11 protein-coding genes, 1 tRNA gene and 3 other RNA genes are annotated in these 14,003 nt (G+C 43.0%); 6 read left to right on the top strand and 9 right to left on the bottom strand.

Annotated features, from left to right (window positions below):
- Positions 1 to 3 precede the first annotated feature (3 nt).
- Together A3773_RS08665 and A3773_RS17810 are read right to left on the bottom strand one after the other, a co-directional pair.
- The gene (locus tag A3773_RS08665) at positions 4 to 921 is read right to left on the bottom strand and encodes a pseudouridine synthase (protein WP_067985060.1); all 918 of its coding nucleotides are present in this window, start codon (positions 919 to 921) and stop codon (positions 4 to 6) included.
- A gap of 121 nt (positions 922 to 1,042) precedes the next feature.
- Positions 1,043 to 1,228 (bottom strand): hypothetical protein, encoded by a 186-nt coding sequence (locus A3773_RS17810; RefSeq protein WP_156473478.1) that lies wholly within the window; start codon positions 1,226 to 1,228, stop codon positions 1,043 to 1,045.
- Positions 1,229 to 1,674: 446 nt separating this feature from the next.
- Here A3773_RS17810 and A3773_RS08660 point away from each other — a divergent pair, with 446 nt between their 5' ends.
- Complete coding sequence (locus tag A3773_RS08660) at positions 1,675 to 2,184, top strand: hypothetical protein (protein WP_197462749.1); 510 nt, start codon at positions 1,675 to 1,677, stop codon at positions 2,182 to 2,184.
- Between the two features lie 227 nt (positions 2,185 to 2,411).
- On the opposite strand, the gene A3773_RS08655 is transcribed toward A3773_RS08660, so the two are convergent.
- The 3 genes from A3773_RS08655 to A3773_RS08645 form a co-directional block, all read right to left on the bottom strand.
- A complete protein-coding gene (locus tag A3773_RS08655; protein WP_067985058.1) occupies positions 2,412 to 2,708 on the bottom strand; it encodes a DUF1840 domain-containing protein in 297 nt (98 codons plus the stop codon).
- 224 nt (positions 2,709 to 2,932) lie between these two features.
- A non-coding RNA gene (locus tag A3773_RS08650) (RtT sRNA) lies at positions 2,933 to 3,051 on the bottom strand.
- A gap of 46 nt (positions 3,052 to 3,097) precedes the next feature.
- Positions 3,098 to 3,216: non-coding RNA, RtT sRNA (locus A3773_RS08645), on the bottom strand.
- A gap of 627 nt (positions 3,217 to 3,843) precedes the next feature.
- Between A3773_RS08645 and A3773_RS08640 the strand changes: the two genes are divergently transcribed.
- From A3773_RS08640 to A3773_RS08630, 3 genes are all read left to right on the top strand, one after another.
- Entirely contained in the window at positions 3,844 to 4,317 is a 474-nt protein-coding gene (locus A3773_RS08640) for a hypothetical protein (RefSeq protein ID WP_067985056.1), read from the top strand.
- Between the two features lie 217 nt (positions 4,318 to 4,534).
- Entirely contained in the window at positions 4,535 to 5,674 is a 1,140-nt protein-coding gene (locus A3773_RS08635) for a hypothetical protein (RefSeq protein WP_067985054.1), read from the top strand.
- Positions 5,675 to 5,697: 23 nt separating this feature from the next.
- Entirely contained in the window at positions 5,698 to 6,243 is a 546-nt protein-coding gene (locus A3773_RS08630; RefSeq protein WP_067985052.1) for a hypothetical protein, read from the top strand.
- A gap of 207 nt (positions 6,244 to 6,450) precedes the next feature.
- Here the strand turns inward: A3773_RS08630 and A3773_RS08625 are convergent, their stop codons facing one another.
- The 3 genes from A3773_RS08625 to A3773_RS08615 all read right to left on the bottom strand — a co-directional run bounded on the left by A3773_RS08625 (position 6,451) and on the right by A3773_RS08615 (position 8,871).
- On the bottom strand, positions 6,451 to 8,274 hold the full coding sequence (locus A3773_RS08625; RefSeq protein ID WP_197462748.1) for a 3'-5' exonuclease: 1,824 nt from the start codon (positions 8,272 to 8,274) through the stop codon (positions 6,451 to 6,453).
- A gap of 355 nt (positions 8,275 to 8,629) precedes the next feature.
- A non-coding RNA gene (locus A3773_RS08620) (RtT sRNA) lies at positions 8,630 to 8,748 on the bottom strand.
- A 46-nt stretch (positions 8,749 to 8,794) separates the two neighbouring features.
- Positions 8,795 to 8,871, bottom strand: a tRNA-Arg gene (locus A3773_RS08615).
- A gap of 639 nt (positions 8,872 to 9,510) precedes the next feature.
- On the opposite strand from A3773_RS08615, the gene A3773_RS08605 reads away from it, so the two are divergent.
- The gene (locus A3773_RS08605) at positions 9,511 to 9,927 is read left to right on the top strand and encodes a c-type cytochrome (RefSeq protein WP_067985045.1); all 417 of its coding nucleotides are present in this window, start codon (positions 9,511 to 9,513) and stop codon (positions 9,925 to 9,927) included.
- Positions 9,928 to 9,993: 66 nt separating this feature from the next.
- Here A3773_RS08605 and rep read toward each other — a convergent pair whose 3' ends face one another.
- Positions 9,994 to 12,006, bottom strand: a complete 2,013-nt coding sequence (gene rep, locus A3773_RS08600; protein WP_067985042.1) for a DNA helicase Rep — start codon at positions 12,004 to 12,006, stop codon at positions 9,994 to 9,996.
- Between the two features lie 258 nt (positions 12,007 to 12,264).
- On the opposite strand from rep, the gene A3773_RS08595 reads away from it, so the two are divergent.
- Positions 12,265 to 13,983, top strand: a complete 1,719-nt coding sequence (locus A3773_RS08595) for a GGDEF/EAL domain-containing response regulator (protein ID WP_067985040.1) — start codon at positions 12,265 to 12,267, stop codon at positions 13,981 to 13,983.
- Positions 13,984 to 14,003 lie beyond the last annotated feature (20 nt).

Below are 14,003 nucleotides of genomic sequence, written 5' to 3'. Positions count from 1 at the left end.
CATTTACACCATCTCAAACTGCTCACTGGCTAAATTGAGTCTATAACCGCAGTGAAAGACACGAGACGCTGAGGTGACCGGATCAATAAAGCTAAGCTGCTGCGCTAACAACTGCAACGGCTGCGCATAATTATCAGCCGATTTGGGCTGTAACTGAGGGTAGTAGCGATCGTGTAAAATAGGCCAACCCAACGCCTGCATATGCACGCGTAACTGATGAGTTTTACCTGTAATCGGCGTTAATTCGAACAGTGCACGTTCCCCCAAGCGCTCGATACAGCGCACACGCGAATGGCTATTAGCCTCCCCATCACAAACCTGCATCAAAAACCGCGGATCCCCTGGCACTAACCGATTAGTTACCTCCCACGTCTGACCTTCTATAGGTTTATCACAGTCCCCATCAATTTTCACAATCGCTTGATAGGTTTTATGAACCTGCCGAGACGCGAATAACTGATGATATAAATGACAGGTTTCAGGGTTAAGGGAAAACAGAACCAAGCCTGAGGTAGCCCGATCAATACGATGGATCGCCTGTAGGTTTTCCACCCCTGTTTTTAACCGCAAACGGTTCTGTAGGCATTCATTCACATAACGCCCACCGGGCGTCACCGGAAGAAAAGCAGGTTTATAAGCCAATAAAATATCAGCATCTGCAAATAAAACCGTTTCGCTAAACGGAACCACCGGCTCCTGCTCAACCTCACGATAGTAATAGACACGCTGCTTTGGCCGGTAAGCCGATGCGGGTGTAATTAAGGTACCATCATGCCAGTGCAGCTTTCCCTCTATCGCGCGCTGCCGCCATACCTGCGCACCGATCTGCGGAAACTTGCCTATCAAGTAGTCGACAACTGTCGTCACACCCGGATTAGTCTGCGGCAAGGTTAATTTAGAAGGGGATCTGGCAATGGCCATACATATCCATAGGTCACATGATAAACGCCCATTATCGCGACTAAATGAAATTGAAGCGACAAATAATCACAAACATATAATAGACACTAGCACCCCACCCTCGCTGGGCGAGGGGCTGAGATCAGGCCGCGCACTCAGGTGCGTTCGCCTGCTGCCATAGGGAATGCATCGCATTCCAGTACCAGTTATTAAGGGATACGATCTCTTCTAGAGACTCGCAGCTTGATAGAATTTCATGGTGAGTATCCGTAAGCGAATGGGTTTTCTCTATCAGCTCATCTAAACTCATTGAAGCAGGTATGCACATGTTTTAACCTCCTCACAGCCGAACTGTGAAACGTATTAAGTAAAACCTTGGCTGCTGTCTTATCTCTGCCTCCCTCACGCGCCGTACTTAAAACGGGGCTACGCCTTAGGGCTGTAGACACAAACAACAAACTACTCTGCTATGTTGCTATCTCAATTAAATCTTACATTCTGGTTCTTATTATAAGGGCTTAGCGGTAGCTGATCGGACGTCAACTTCGTTGCGTTTTCTTACTAGCACGCTCTAAGACCTTTAGACCTGTTTATAAAATAACCAATTAACAACAAAAAGTCATTACATTTTTGTGCAGTGCAGCAAAATACTAAATATGACCGATTCATGTAAATTCAAGGGCCTCTATGTAAATAGAGGCAAAGGCAGATAAAAATAACAACTGCACCGCACAAAGAAAATTGTCAGCATAATATTCAAGACAATTTTAAGTAATGAGCAATATTAAGAAGAATTTCCGCTCAGGTATCCCTTATGTTGTTTGGCCCCAATCCATCACTAAAAACAAAGCCCTAAAAACCACCATTAGCGAAGTCCAAGGTGAAGCGGCATCCGAAGAAGCAAAACAAGAAACGAGTGATGACTCAAACTTCCGTGACAAATTTGAAGCAAAACTTCGTACCACCGATGGACATTACGTTCGCTCCAAAGCAGAAATGCTAATAGATAATTGGTTATATATGGCTGAAATAGTTCATGCCTATGAGCGAAAACTACCTATTGAAGAGGAGGTCTACTGCGACTTCTACATCCCAACAGGCAAGGTCTACATCGAGTACTGGGGCTACGAAAACGATTCAAAATATCTACACAGAAAAGCACAGAAGCAGGAAATTTATAAACAATACGGCTTTAAGTTAATCGAACTTGAAGATAAGGACGTTCAGAACTTAGATGATGTTCTACCTCGTATGCTATTGAAGCATGGGGTGCAGTCATATTAATTGCTTGGTATTTGAAGTTGTGGCCAAAGCATAAGAGATTATCGAAAAGCAGATAAAACAAAGGGGAACTGTATGGTTACCACTTCCCCTTGTCGTTTTGGATATAGGTGAGAATGAGGGCGGTATCTATTTCTCGAACACTGAGAGCAAAAAGGCCGATACTTAGTTGATGTTTTCACCTCCACCCTTAAGCCTCACTAAAGGCTTAAAGTAATCCAGTGCTGTAACTATTTCCACATAACGTCTGATTTTTCCTTCGCAGCAGCAGTAAGAAGCTCAATTAGCGGAAGCGCACGATTGGTAATGCTCACTTCTGCCTCCTCAGTATCCTCGTCCATCACGGGTGACTGGTTTTTATCCGCATCAATTGCAGCGGATAACTTGCTCAGTGCTTCAGGCACATCTTCGGCCAGAATTGCGCCAGGTACGGTAGCGCTATGTCCCATCATTTTTAGCATGGAAAGACCTACATCACCAAACATCGTAATACTGCTATATGCATCGGTTGAAAATGTTATCAGCATGAGCTGCTCCTTGAATTAATAAACCTCCACTACTGAGTAAAATATAGCAGATAGAACAGACATCTACATTGTTACAGACCTCTGTGACACCAATACGTGATACCCCGCTCGACAAATATAGGATGTTGCATTGTGACCAACAGACAAATACGCCATGCAAACGGATTTTGTAGGCGCTGTTGCGCTCGGATAGATAGCCAACAACAACTCAACAAGAACACACATAAAGAAAAAAGAGGGATTATTCGCTGTGCTCACCCTGCGGGCCGTCGCAAGCTCCGTTGCCTCGCTTCGCTCGGCTCGAACCCATCGGGGGTTCTCACCCTCCAGTTTGGTGTACTGAATTTTGGTGAGGAGGAAACTGAAAGATGTGGAGACATATAAAAAAGTGGCGCGCCTGGAGGGATTATTCGCTGCGCTCACCCTTCGGGCCGTCGCAAGCTCCGTTGTCTCGCTTCGCTCGGCTCGAACCCATCGGGGGTTCTCACCCTCCAGTTTGGTGTACTGAATTTTGGTGAGGAGGAAACTGAAAGATGTGGAGACATATAAAAAATGGCGCGCCTGGAGGGATTCGAACCCCCGACCAACAGGATCTAAGTCATTGAAATATAAGATACTTCAAAATCAAAATCAAGCTCATTTCTTAAATTGTGATACCGTTTGTGTACCAAAACAACCCTAACCTTTCACAATATGCGACTATGAGGCATGGTATCCAGTGTCGCTATTTAATTTAAAAGGTTACGCAAGAATGACTGACTCAAAACGCACATGCCCTAAGTGTCACTCTACCAGCATATCGAAAGAAAAAATAAAGGGAGCACAAACGGGAGATTTAATCTGTAATGACTGTGAATATGCTAATTTGCCTAAGGAGTTCGTAACAACTACACCAGAGGCATAGTAGGATTAACTGAAGACTTCGATAGTGGAGATGGCGGGGTTCTAGCCATCTAACCCGTGACTAATGAAATCAAGGGCTTACCTCTGAAGATCCTATCGATTGAGTATATCTTAGTAGCAAACTTAGTAGTAAATAGGGCATGAATTTGTTTAGCTGCCTCTTGTATTTATAAAGTAAGCACGCTTGCTTTTAATATCTGAATCTTAAAATTTACTACAGTAGGTTTAATATATGGATTTATTAAAATTGCATGATTTGGCAGGGCAATTTCGCCGAGCATTAGAAAGAGTCCCTCAAAATAGCTTTCCAAATGAGATATCTCTCTACAAGCATCCAGACTATCAAACATCCGGTTTTCCTGCGGGATGTTGTGGCGACAGTTCTGAGCTACTTGCTGAGTTTCTAAAAGAAAATGGGTTTGACTTCGAGTACGTGGGAGGGCGAGATGGAGGCGATGATGAAGAGCTAATGACACATGCATGGCTTGCCTTAGATGATTTTATTGTTGATATCACCGCAGATCAATTCAATGATTGTGGTTACTCTTTGCCTAAAGTATTTGTTGAGCAAGAATCTCCTTGGCACGACTCTTTTAAAATAGAAGAGGTAAGGGAAGGAAGTTTTTACGTGTGGAAAGATAGCGATAAAAACCATTTTTCCAACATGGAAAGGGCATATCGCTTGGTTCTAGCTCAACTTGATTAGAATTGAAAAAACATCATGAATGTCTCAGGGCCCATAACTAGCCAGATAAACTTTTCCCTTAGTTCGCTTGGAGGTTAAGTCTCATCTTGTTATATTAATACTTGAATTGATGGAACGACCAACCCCCACATCATTGGAAGATGTTGCCTTATCCTCTTTGTCGATACTCTATCTACTGACTCTAGTCAGCATCTTCCAAAATTAGGCGGAATAATAAATGTTTATGGATCAAGACAGAGGCCTTGTCACATTTTTTGATATTGAAGAATGTGGTTTTTATCGTTTAAAAAGAAATTCTAAGGACCCTGAGCATAAGTTTGGAACCCTAACTGAAGTTCTTGAGGATCTTTGTTCATGGTTGAACGGTAAGAAGATTGAACAGACTCTTCCATGGGACCCTGTTAAGGCTCCCTTGAGGGCAAAAACGTATTGTCGTGGGATGGCTGTTGATCCTTTAACAAAAGATTCTGTAATAGTAGTGTATCGCGCTGTTGGGGACCATGCGGGCAGCATTCATGGGATCAAAGAAGGCACAAAGGTTGGGCCAGATGCAAATGAAACTATAGTAGCTGGGGCAGAACATGATGGTGATAAGATTATATGGGGGCAGCCATGTTATTACTGGTTCATCCCTGAACATAATAAATTTGCCTCTATTCGCTTCCCTCATTCTTCTGCGGATACTGGTCGTTTAGCTTCTTATGTTCGCGATCACGTGAACAATAATAGTCTTTTTGGTCGTCGGAAACAGCGTGAAATATTGAGAGAGAACCCAAAAGACTCTACTCGCCCAATAAGAAGTACTGTTACTACCTTTCCCTTTGAAGAAGGGGATGAGTCATGCAATTGCTTATTCAAATTCAAAGCCCGTGAACTTAAATTTAATACACTTAAAGAGGATCTTGATGGTATTCATGGCCAGATAACCCATACGGTTATTCGAGACACTACTAGATCATTTATTGAGGATACTCGGACTCCGTTATTGAAAATTGGTAGTGCATATTTACCTTCATTCTTTGGTGACTCTCATACGAGCCAATTGCCGAAAAAGATTGAAGTCATAGTTGATGGCTCACCTTCTATTGATGAATTACATCGATTATTTGAAATTAGGGATGAGGATTCTTCTTGGAATAATATAGGGTTTAAGATTGATGGCCCTGGCAGTGGAACAACATGGTTATCTGAATATACAGTTAAGACGGAGCTGGTTATTCATGACTCATCGGGTGAGGACCATTACTCCCCTGAACTTGTGTTGAATAAGATAAAATCAGTTCGCCAGAGGCTGTTGTCACAAATAGTCAAACATGTAGATGACTCTGACGATTATGATAAAACTAAATCGGCATGATTGATTTTGGAGAATGTTAAAAAATGAGCCCTGACATTCGGGAAGCCTTTGCAGCTTTATTGCCTCGTTTTTTTATAGAGTTGATATCTCTAAGTGTTTGTATTGCTATTGGAGCTTTGTGTTACGAGACTGTAACTTTTTCATCGGCTAGCGATGTTCTTGGTATGCTGCAAACTGTTTCGGCTGCTGTTTTTACTATAGTTGGACTTTGGTTAGGTTTTATTTATCCAAATGCAATTACATCTATAGTCAATGATGATGCAAGTTATATTGCGAATACAAAAGATGCTGAACGAGTCGAAGGTTTGGTTTATATAATTATATTGTCGGCAATAGTCATGATTACTACGTTATTTGTCTTTTTAATTAAGGCATTAATCCATGATACGACGTTCTACAAAACGTATTACGCATTTATAAAAGGGGGAGTTGTAGCTCTCCTTATATATTTGTGTTGGATACAGTCTCGATGTGTGTTTCAGGTTATTCGTAATAATTTTAAATTTGTTTCAAATTTACATACCAAACTAGGCGATGCTAGGCATACACATAATGGAGGGCAGCGTTAATCAAACAAGGGGCAGTTATCTGCACTACCTTCATCAATGGTTTATATTAGCCCTTTTTCTTTTTATACCATTTGATAATTATCGTTAGGGCTGTTTTTTTGTCGATTGGGTAGCAACCTCTCCTAGCCCATATAGGTGTGTTGCGACCTCAACTTTAGGTAGGGATTTTTTGGCCATTTAAGCCTCATGTCTAATCTTTATTGGTGATTATACAGGCCGCTTTGTTGATGCTTGGTCAGATATCCAGTCATGTAGTCTATGGGGAATGTATAGTGCTTTTTTAGCACGGGTTAAAGCAACGTAAACGATGCATAGCTCATCGTCAATTTGTTTGGTTGTTGCCCCTTCTTTGTCAATGATGTTTAGAAAGTCATCAGCTAAAGCTACATTGTCCCAATCTCTGCCTTTAATTTTATGAGTTGTTGAAAGTATCACGCAGCCTTCATAATTAGGACCTACATTTTTAGACTGAATTTTGTGCAGGTCTTCACTTAATGTTGAGGCATATTTCTTCACTATCTTGATGCATGTAAGGAGATCGGTGTCCATTGCTGTTTCAGCCCAGCTCTCTAGTTGATACCAGCTGTCATGGGGCAATATTAAACGATGTTTGTTTGTAGAAAATTGGTCATTAAATAATGCTAGTGCGCTTTCTAGTAACCATGCCCATTCAGGGATATCTAAATTAAGGTGAAAGGCTGTATTTTCATTAGCTAAAGTTCTAGCAATTTCGAAGATTGATGCCCTTGATCTCGCTAAGACGACATCGCATTCGGGATGATTCTCAGTATATGGAATTATTTTTGTATCTGCGTTTGGATTATAAGATGTGATTAGCTCGCTAGGAGACGAGCTCATAAGACTGAGAATATTATTTGAAAGCTCTGATAGGGATGGGCCGTACCTAAATGAGTGAGTCACGGCAAGGCGATCACCGGATAACTTATCCATAGCATTAACTGCACCTCTCCAGCCATATAGTTGTTGATACCGATCTCCAGCAGTAATAATTTGTAAGTTTTTAGTGTTTTCAATTATGCGGGTAAATGCACCATTTACATCTTGGGCTTCATCAAGAAATAAACGTGAATATCTGTGAGGTATTTTTCCTCCGTCCATTGACCAGTGCTTAGTGATGAAGGACGGTTTGATCATGGGATGCTGAAAGAAATCAGGTGTTGCAATCATTGTTGACCATAAGTGTGTTGCATACTCTAGTAGCTGCTTCCTGGCTTCTGGAATCGTTATTTCAGAAGGAATTAAACTATCAGAAAAGCTGTTTGAGTAGCTGTTACTAAATTGGTCAATGATTGAATAAACAAGGCGGGTGATCTTATGCCCTGAGATATTCTCATATCCAGATAATACACTATTCGCTTTAACGCCTAGTATTCCCGACAACTCAGGGTAATTTATACTTGTCGTTGTAATGAATTCACGTGTCCAAGGGGATTTCTTTAAACCCAGCTTGTAGCCCAGCTGATCGAATGTCAGGCTTTCTAGTTCAGGGTTGTTATAGTTAACGTTGTTAGTAATATCCCTATTGAATGCGGTGAATAAAGTTTCCCGTTTCTTGTTTGGTTCACCGTAGAAAATCATTTCTAATACTGAGGTTTTACCGCAGCCTGCATAGCCTTGAAGCACAATTAAGTCACTACTATTACATTGTGAAGCAACATATTGTTGTTCTTCGGTAGCTGAAGAAAGGAGCTTTAATATTGAGGCTTCAGTGCGTGGATTAGTCGTCGATTGGTGACTCGATCTAGAGGGTTTTCTCTTTTTCGGATTGTTCCAGTTTTCAATGCTTTTATGCTTATCTACTATTTGTGTTAGCTTGTTAAAAAGAACTAAATCGACAAACTCATCATGGCTTAAGGTTTGCAATTGTTGTGCAAAAAGCTGCATTAGTTCAGTAATTGTATGATCTGAGAAGTGCTCAAGTAGGCCGCGAAGATGCTCAGTTAAATGCTGTTCGGATTTAGGCCTGAACTCCCCGTTCTCTATTTGAATTGCTGCATAAAGTTCTATCAATATATGCCTTTCCTTATCCGATCTTAGAAAGATGGATAAAAACCTATACAGATCGTAGCGTTCCATTAGAGCCATGTTGAATAACCATTAAATCCATTTGAGTCATAATGAGTTTATTGTGTTAAGAATATTATTTCATTAGATTTGTTGAGGCTATTCAATATGTTACCGCTTTTAGAGTTAGTCGGAAATTATTAGGTTATAAATTTGTGAGCCCTTATCCCCCTTTACCTTTCCCAAAGTTCCCCCATAGGGGGTCTAATTTCCACCTGTAGAAATCACAATACCCCCTCCCATATGACACCTTAAAACACCCCTAAATCTGTACAATTATTGATCAAAATGGCTATTTTTGGCACATCGCTGTAGGGATTATTCGCTGCGCTCACCCTGCGGGCCGTCGCAAGCTCCGTTGTCTCGCTTCGCTCGGCTCGAACCCATCGGGGATTCTCACCCTCCAGTTTGGTGCACTGAATTTCGGTGAGGAGGAAACTGAAAGATGTGGAGACATATAAAAAAGTGGCGCGCCTGGAGGGATTCGAACCCCCGACCAACAGGATCGGAACCTGCTACTCTATCCAGCTGAGCTACAGGCGCACTCAAGAAGTGTTTGCGTGGCGTATTCTACCGATGCGCTGCTTATTCGCCAAGGCTTTTTAAGTTCAATTTGCTTGTGTTTGATTAGAGGAGGGGCAATATAGACTTTTTAGCTCTTCTTCGAGGTCGCCTTGCATGATGACCTCCCACTGGTTTTTGTCTTCGATATACGCTAAAAAAGCATGGCAGTTACAGCATCTGTAGATTTGTTGGTTTGGGATAGAGCTTAAAAGTGTTAGCTTGGCTGTTTGAATTGGTTCACCTTTCAAGGTTCGGCAAACACAATTTTCATACATTCCGTTGCTGGTCATTCATTACACCGCTATTTGTTTCTAGACCTTAGTATTAAAGTATTTGTACTCCTTTAGTTTAATAAAATCTATTTTTTTATCAATCCACTTTTAAATTTATGGTTTATAGCACTTTAACTATAAAAAATTGCGCTAAATCAGCTGATTGAACCTTTCTCCTGCCAAAGCCCCATTTCAGTTGTGATTATTTACCGTTATAATCCGCAGCCGGTGAAACTTTGAGCAGTCGAGTCTGAATTTCCGCCCCAGGGCAACGTTTGTTGCAACTAGGCATCCTGACAGATCGCGCTGCGCATATTAATTTGTGGTTTATTGAGAGGTCGTGACTGTGAAAAAAATCACTTCAGCATTGGTTGCTCTAGGTCTAGGTATTGCATTAAGTGCGTCAGTACAGGCGACATCTAACGATGAAGCTGTTGCAGAGCGCATTAAAGCAGTAGGTTCTGTTTGTATTGAAGGCGATGATAGCTGTGGTGGCGCAGCTGCTGTAGCGGCTCCGGCTGCTGCTCGTACAGGCGAGCAAGTTTACTCCACTAAATGTGCAGCATGTCACGCGACAGGCGCGGCGGGTGCACCAAAATTTGGTACATCTGAGTGGGCTGACCGTGGCGCTAAAGGTATTGACGCCCTACTTGCATCAGCAATCAACGGTTTAAACGCGATGCCACCACGTGGTTTGTGTACTGATTGTTCTGATGATGAGCTAAAAGATGCGATTCAGCATATGATGGACAGCGCTCAGTAATACGCGCCGTTCTGATATAAAAAAAGCCGCTATTAGCGGCTTTTTTTATCTGTGTGTTACAGCGACCTAGTCGAACATATTTTTCAAACTATTAAGCGTAGCTTGCCCCCGCTTCTGGTTTTGCACGGGACATTTTTCCCCTGCTCCTTCGATCTCAAGGTCTTCAGGGGGAAGTTCATCCAAAAAGCGGCTTGGTAGGCAATCCAACACTTCGCCATACTGTTTACGCTGCTTCGCTAAGGTAATCGTTAAACAACGCTTTGCTCGGGTAATACCCACGTAAGCTAAACGACGCTCCTCTTCAATATTATCTGTTTCTATACTGTTCCGGTGGGGAAGCAGTTCCTCTTCCATACCCATCAGGAACACATGGGGAAACTCAAGTCCTTTAGAGGCATGTAAGGTCATCAGTTGGACACGATTGGAATCGTCCTCTTCCTCTTGTCGATCCAGCATATCGATTAGGATTAAGCGGTTTATCGCTTCTTGAATCCCCGCATCCGGCTCATCTTCCTGCAAGCGTTCCATCGTTGATTTGAGCGAATCCATCAAAAAATGCACATTTTGCATCCGCTTTTCAGCCATGGCATCACTGGAGCTGTTTTGTGCGATCCAGCCTTCGTAATCGATATCTCGCATCATTTCATAAATCGCATCAATCGGATCACCTTGGTGACATTGACGATAGATATGCTGCATCCAACTACAAAAACGGCGCAGCCGCTCTAAGGCGTTTGCGGGCATCACTTGTTCTAAGCCTAACTCTTCACAGGCATTGAACATACTGATCTGGCGTTCAACGGAGTACTGCCCTAGCTTTTGCAGTGTGCTCGGGCCTATCTCGCGACGTGGGAGGTTGATAATACGCAAGAACGCGTTGTCATCATCAGGATTAACCAGCACCTTTAGGTAGCTCATTAAGTCTTTGATCTCTGCCCGTGCAAAAAAGGAGGTGCCCCCGTTTAGCTTGTATGGCACTTGGTAGTGCTGTAGCTTCATCTCCAACAAGCGGGCTTGGAAGTTACCCCGGTAGAGCACCGCCATATCTTTAAACTGGATATTGTTGCGCAGATGCAGGTCTAAGGTTTCAGTCGCAATACGCTCACATTCCGCATCTTCGTTACGTGTATGGATCACACGGATCGGATCACCCAGCCCCATATCGCTCCAGAGTGTTTTTTCATACACATGGGGATTATTGGCAATCAGCGTATTCGCTGCTTTAAGAATACGGCTGGTCGAACGGTAGTTCTGCTCTAACTTAACAACTTTTAAACTAGGGTAGTCTTTCTCTAGCTGCACTAAGTTTTCAGGGCGCGCACCACGCCACGCATAGATAGACTGATCGTCATCACCTACAACGGTGAGTGCGCCTCGATGGCCAACAAGCAGCTTAACTAAGCGGTACTGGGATAAGTTAGTGTCTTGATACTCATCCACCAGCAAATAACGTAATCGATTCTGCCAGCGTTCAAGTACTTGCGGTTGCTCTTCAAACAAACGGACAGGTACAAGTATCAGGTCATCGAAGTCCACTGCGTTATAAGCACGTAAATGTTGTTCATACTCGTCATAGGCCCGCGCACATAGAATATCTTGTGGTAACTGCGCTGACGCTAACGCTTGCGCGGGGGTCAGCATCTCATTTTTCCAACTTGAGATCTGATTGCGCACAACATCGACCTGATCGCTTTCTTCATTATTTTGCAGCATCAGATCTTTTAGAAGGGCTTTTGTATCCTGATCATCAAAAATAGAAAAACCCGGCTTAAAGCCTAGATGTTTATGCTCACGCTTAATAATTGTCAGACCTAGGTTATGGAAGGTCGCAACCGTCAGCCCTTTACCCGCTGGGTTCCCCTCTAATAGCGCATTTACACGCTCTTTCATCTCCCGTGAGGCTTTATTGGTAAACGTAACGGCGGCGATATTTCGCCCAGCAATGCCACAGGCGTTTATCAAGTAGGCGATCTTGCGTGTAATCACACTGGTCTTGCCGGAACCGGCACCCGCTAGCACCAATAATGGACCACCAATATAGTCCACTGCTTCTTTCTGTCGTGGATTTAAACGAGACATTCTTTAAAAAACCTTCAAAAACAGCTAAAGCTTAAAGGCGCTCAGCCGAAACAATAAGAACGCGACTAGGGTAAAACCAACTAAAAAATACTGTTAACCCTTTGATATATAAAAATAAAACAAGTGTTTTAATAATTCTTACAGAGTGTTAGTCTGAATAGTGCATGAATAAGTAATTATGACACGAATAATTTTGCAGGGAGACACCTCTTAATAAATTTGTGTCTATAAAAAAGTGTCACACTTGGGAAGTTGGCGATGTGCTCAGCGCTACAGCAGTTACCCGATAAACATAAAATGATTTTACTGATTGATAGTCGTCAGGAAAATCACAACAGGCTAAAGTCGATACTGGAAGAATATCCGTTGTATCAATTGACGCGCTGTAATGACCATGTGGAAGCAATGATGCTTTTGCAGCAGTCTTCTATCGATTTCATTTTACTTAGCTGCAACGATTCTCCACTGCCCTGCTCCACCCTTATTTCTGATCTACACCAGTTCCGTCCTCATATTCCATTGATTGCACTCAGCCCTCATATGACCGAGCGCCAAGGACAGGAACTCATAGCAGCCAACGCCACTGACTTTCTATCAAACGAAACACTCAACACAGAGATATTTTTACGCACATTACGGCACGCAGAGCTAACGGTTAAGCAAAACACCGAGATACAGCTTTTACGCCATTCGGACACCTTAGCCCCCGTGGGCAACCGTCAATTCTTTTATTTAACGCTCCTGCACAAACTCAACTCGCTGGTACAACAAGGCCGCCAACTGGCCTTAGTCACTGTGGATTTAGATCATTTCCGAAAGTTTAATACGCGATATGGTTTTTCCTCCGGCGATGAAGTCGTTTTGGAGATGGGCAAACGCATACAAAACTGTGTGAGTAGCGATGAGGTTGTTGCCCGTATAGGTAATGATGAGTTTGCCATTATTCTGGATCTTCCCGGCACAGACTCGTTACTCGACACCGTAAAAGCACTGCTCAGTAAACTTATTACGACCCTTAAATCACCCTACGCCCACAATCTATCCCACACCCAGATAGACTGTAGTATCGGCGCGGTATTGGCCCCCGAGCATGGCAGCGAGGTTGATCTACTGACCAAACGTTCGAGTATGGCTCGCATGCAAGCCAAGCAGATTCATGGTTGCAGTTACTCTATCTATCGACCGGGCATGGAACTCAGCAATGATAAAACGGCAGGTCTCGAATCAGAGATAATGACCGCCCTCAGAGCCGAACAGTTTGTACTCTTTTATCAACCTCGTATTGATCTACGCTCAGGCAAAATTGTGGGTGCCGAAGCGCTCATTCGATGGCAGCACCCCACCCGCGGCATGATTATGCCTGGCGATTTTATCCCGCTCTGCGAACGAAACGGTTTAATTGTCCCTATTGGTTACTGGACAATTAGGCAAGCAGGGTTGCATCTAAAAGAACTGAAAGAGGCCGGTATCCATATTGACCGTTTGGGCGTTAACCTATCATTCCGGCAATTTAAAGATGATATGTTAGTCGACACAATCAAACGTATTATCAAACAAGAAGATATAGATACCTCTGTACTTGAGTTTGAGCTAACCGAGTCGGCTATCTTTAATGATGAAAACCACGTCAGAGAGTGCCTAGACTCCCTAGCTGAAGAGGGTATCACCTTTTCGCTGGATGACTTTGGTACCGGCTACTCATCCTTTTCACTCCTCCACAAACTCCCCATCAGCGCACTCAAAATTGATCGATCCTTTGTCAGCCACCTGCATGAATCATCAGAAGCCGAGGAGATTGTTCACTCGATCATCAGCCTCGCACACAATATGAAATTAACCGTGGTCGCCGAAGGGGTTGAAACCCGTGAACAGTTAGACTTTTTGATTCAAGATAACTGCGACCAGATTCAAGGCTACTTTTACAGCCCACCCGTGAGTTTTAATGACTTTAAACGGATGCTACCCAAACCTAATTAAACCCCGCTGACACCCGCTTC

The sequence above is a fragment of the Neptuniibacter pectenicola genome (genome assembly GCF_001597735.1).
Lineage (GTDB): Bacteria > Pseudomonadota > Gammaproteobacteria > Pseudomonadales > Balneatricaceae > Neptuniibacter > Neptuniibacter pectenicola.
Note: the sequence above shows the minus strand (reverse complement) of the source record. Positions and strands in the feature narration are given on the sequence as shown.

Excerpts from the sequence above, each read along its gene's own strand:
- A3773_RS08630 (WP_067985052.1), top strand. The coding sequence starts at position 5,698 with ATGAGCCCTGACATTCGGGAAGCCTTTGCAGCTTTATTGCCTCGTTTT.
- rep (WP_067985042.1), bottom strand. The coding sequence starts at position 12,006 with ATGTCTCGTTTAAATCCACGACAGAAAGAAGCAGTGGACTATATTGGT.
- A3773_RS08640 (WP_067985056.1), top strand. The coding sequence starts at position 3,844 with ATGGATTTATTAAAATTGCATGATTTGGCAGGGCAATTTCGCCGAGCA.
- A3773_RS08635 (WP_067985054.1), top strand. The coding sequence starts at position 4,535 with ATGTTTATGGATCAAGACAGAGGCCTTGTCACATTTTTTGATATTGAA.
- A3773_RS08655 (WP_067985058.1), bottom strand. The coding sequence starts at position 2,708 with ATGCTGATAACATTTTCAACCGATGCATATAGCAGTATTACGATGTTT.
- A3773_RS17810 (WP_156473478.1), bottom strand. The coding sequence starts at position 1,228 with ATGTGCATACCTGCTTCAATGAGTTTAGATGAGCTGATAGAGAAAACC.
- A3773_RS08660 (WP_197462749.1), top strand. The coding sequence starts at position 1,675 with ATGAGCAATATTAAGAAGAATTTCCGCTCAGGTATCCCTTATGTTGTT.
- A3773_RS08665 (WP_067985060.1), bottom strand. The coding sequence starts at position 921 with ATGGCCATTGCCAGATCCCCTTCTAAATTAACCTTGCCGCAGACTAAT.
- A3773_RS08595 (WP_067985040.1), top strand. The coding sequence starts at position 12,265 with ATGTGCTCAGCGCTACAGCAGTTACCCGATAAACATAAAATGATTTTA.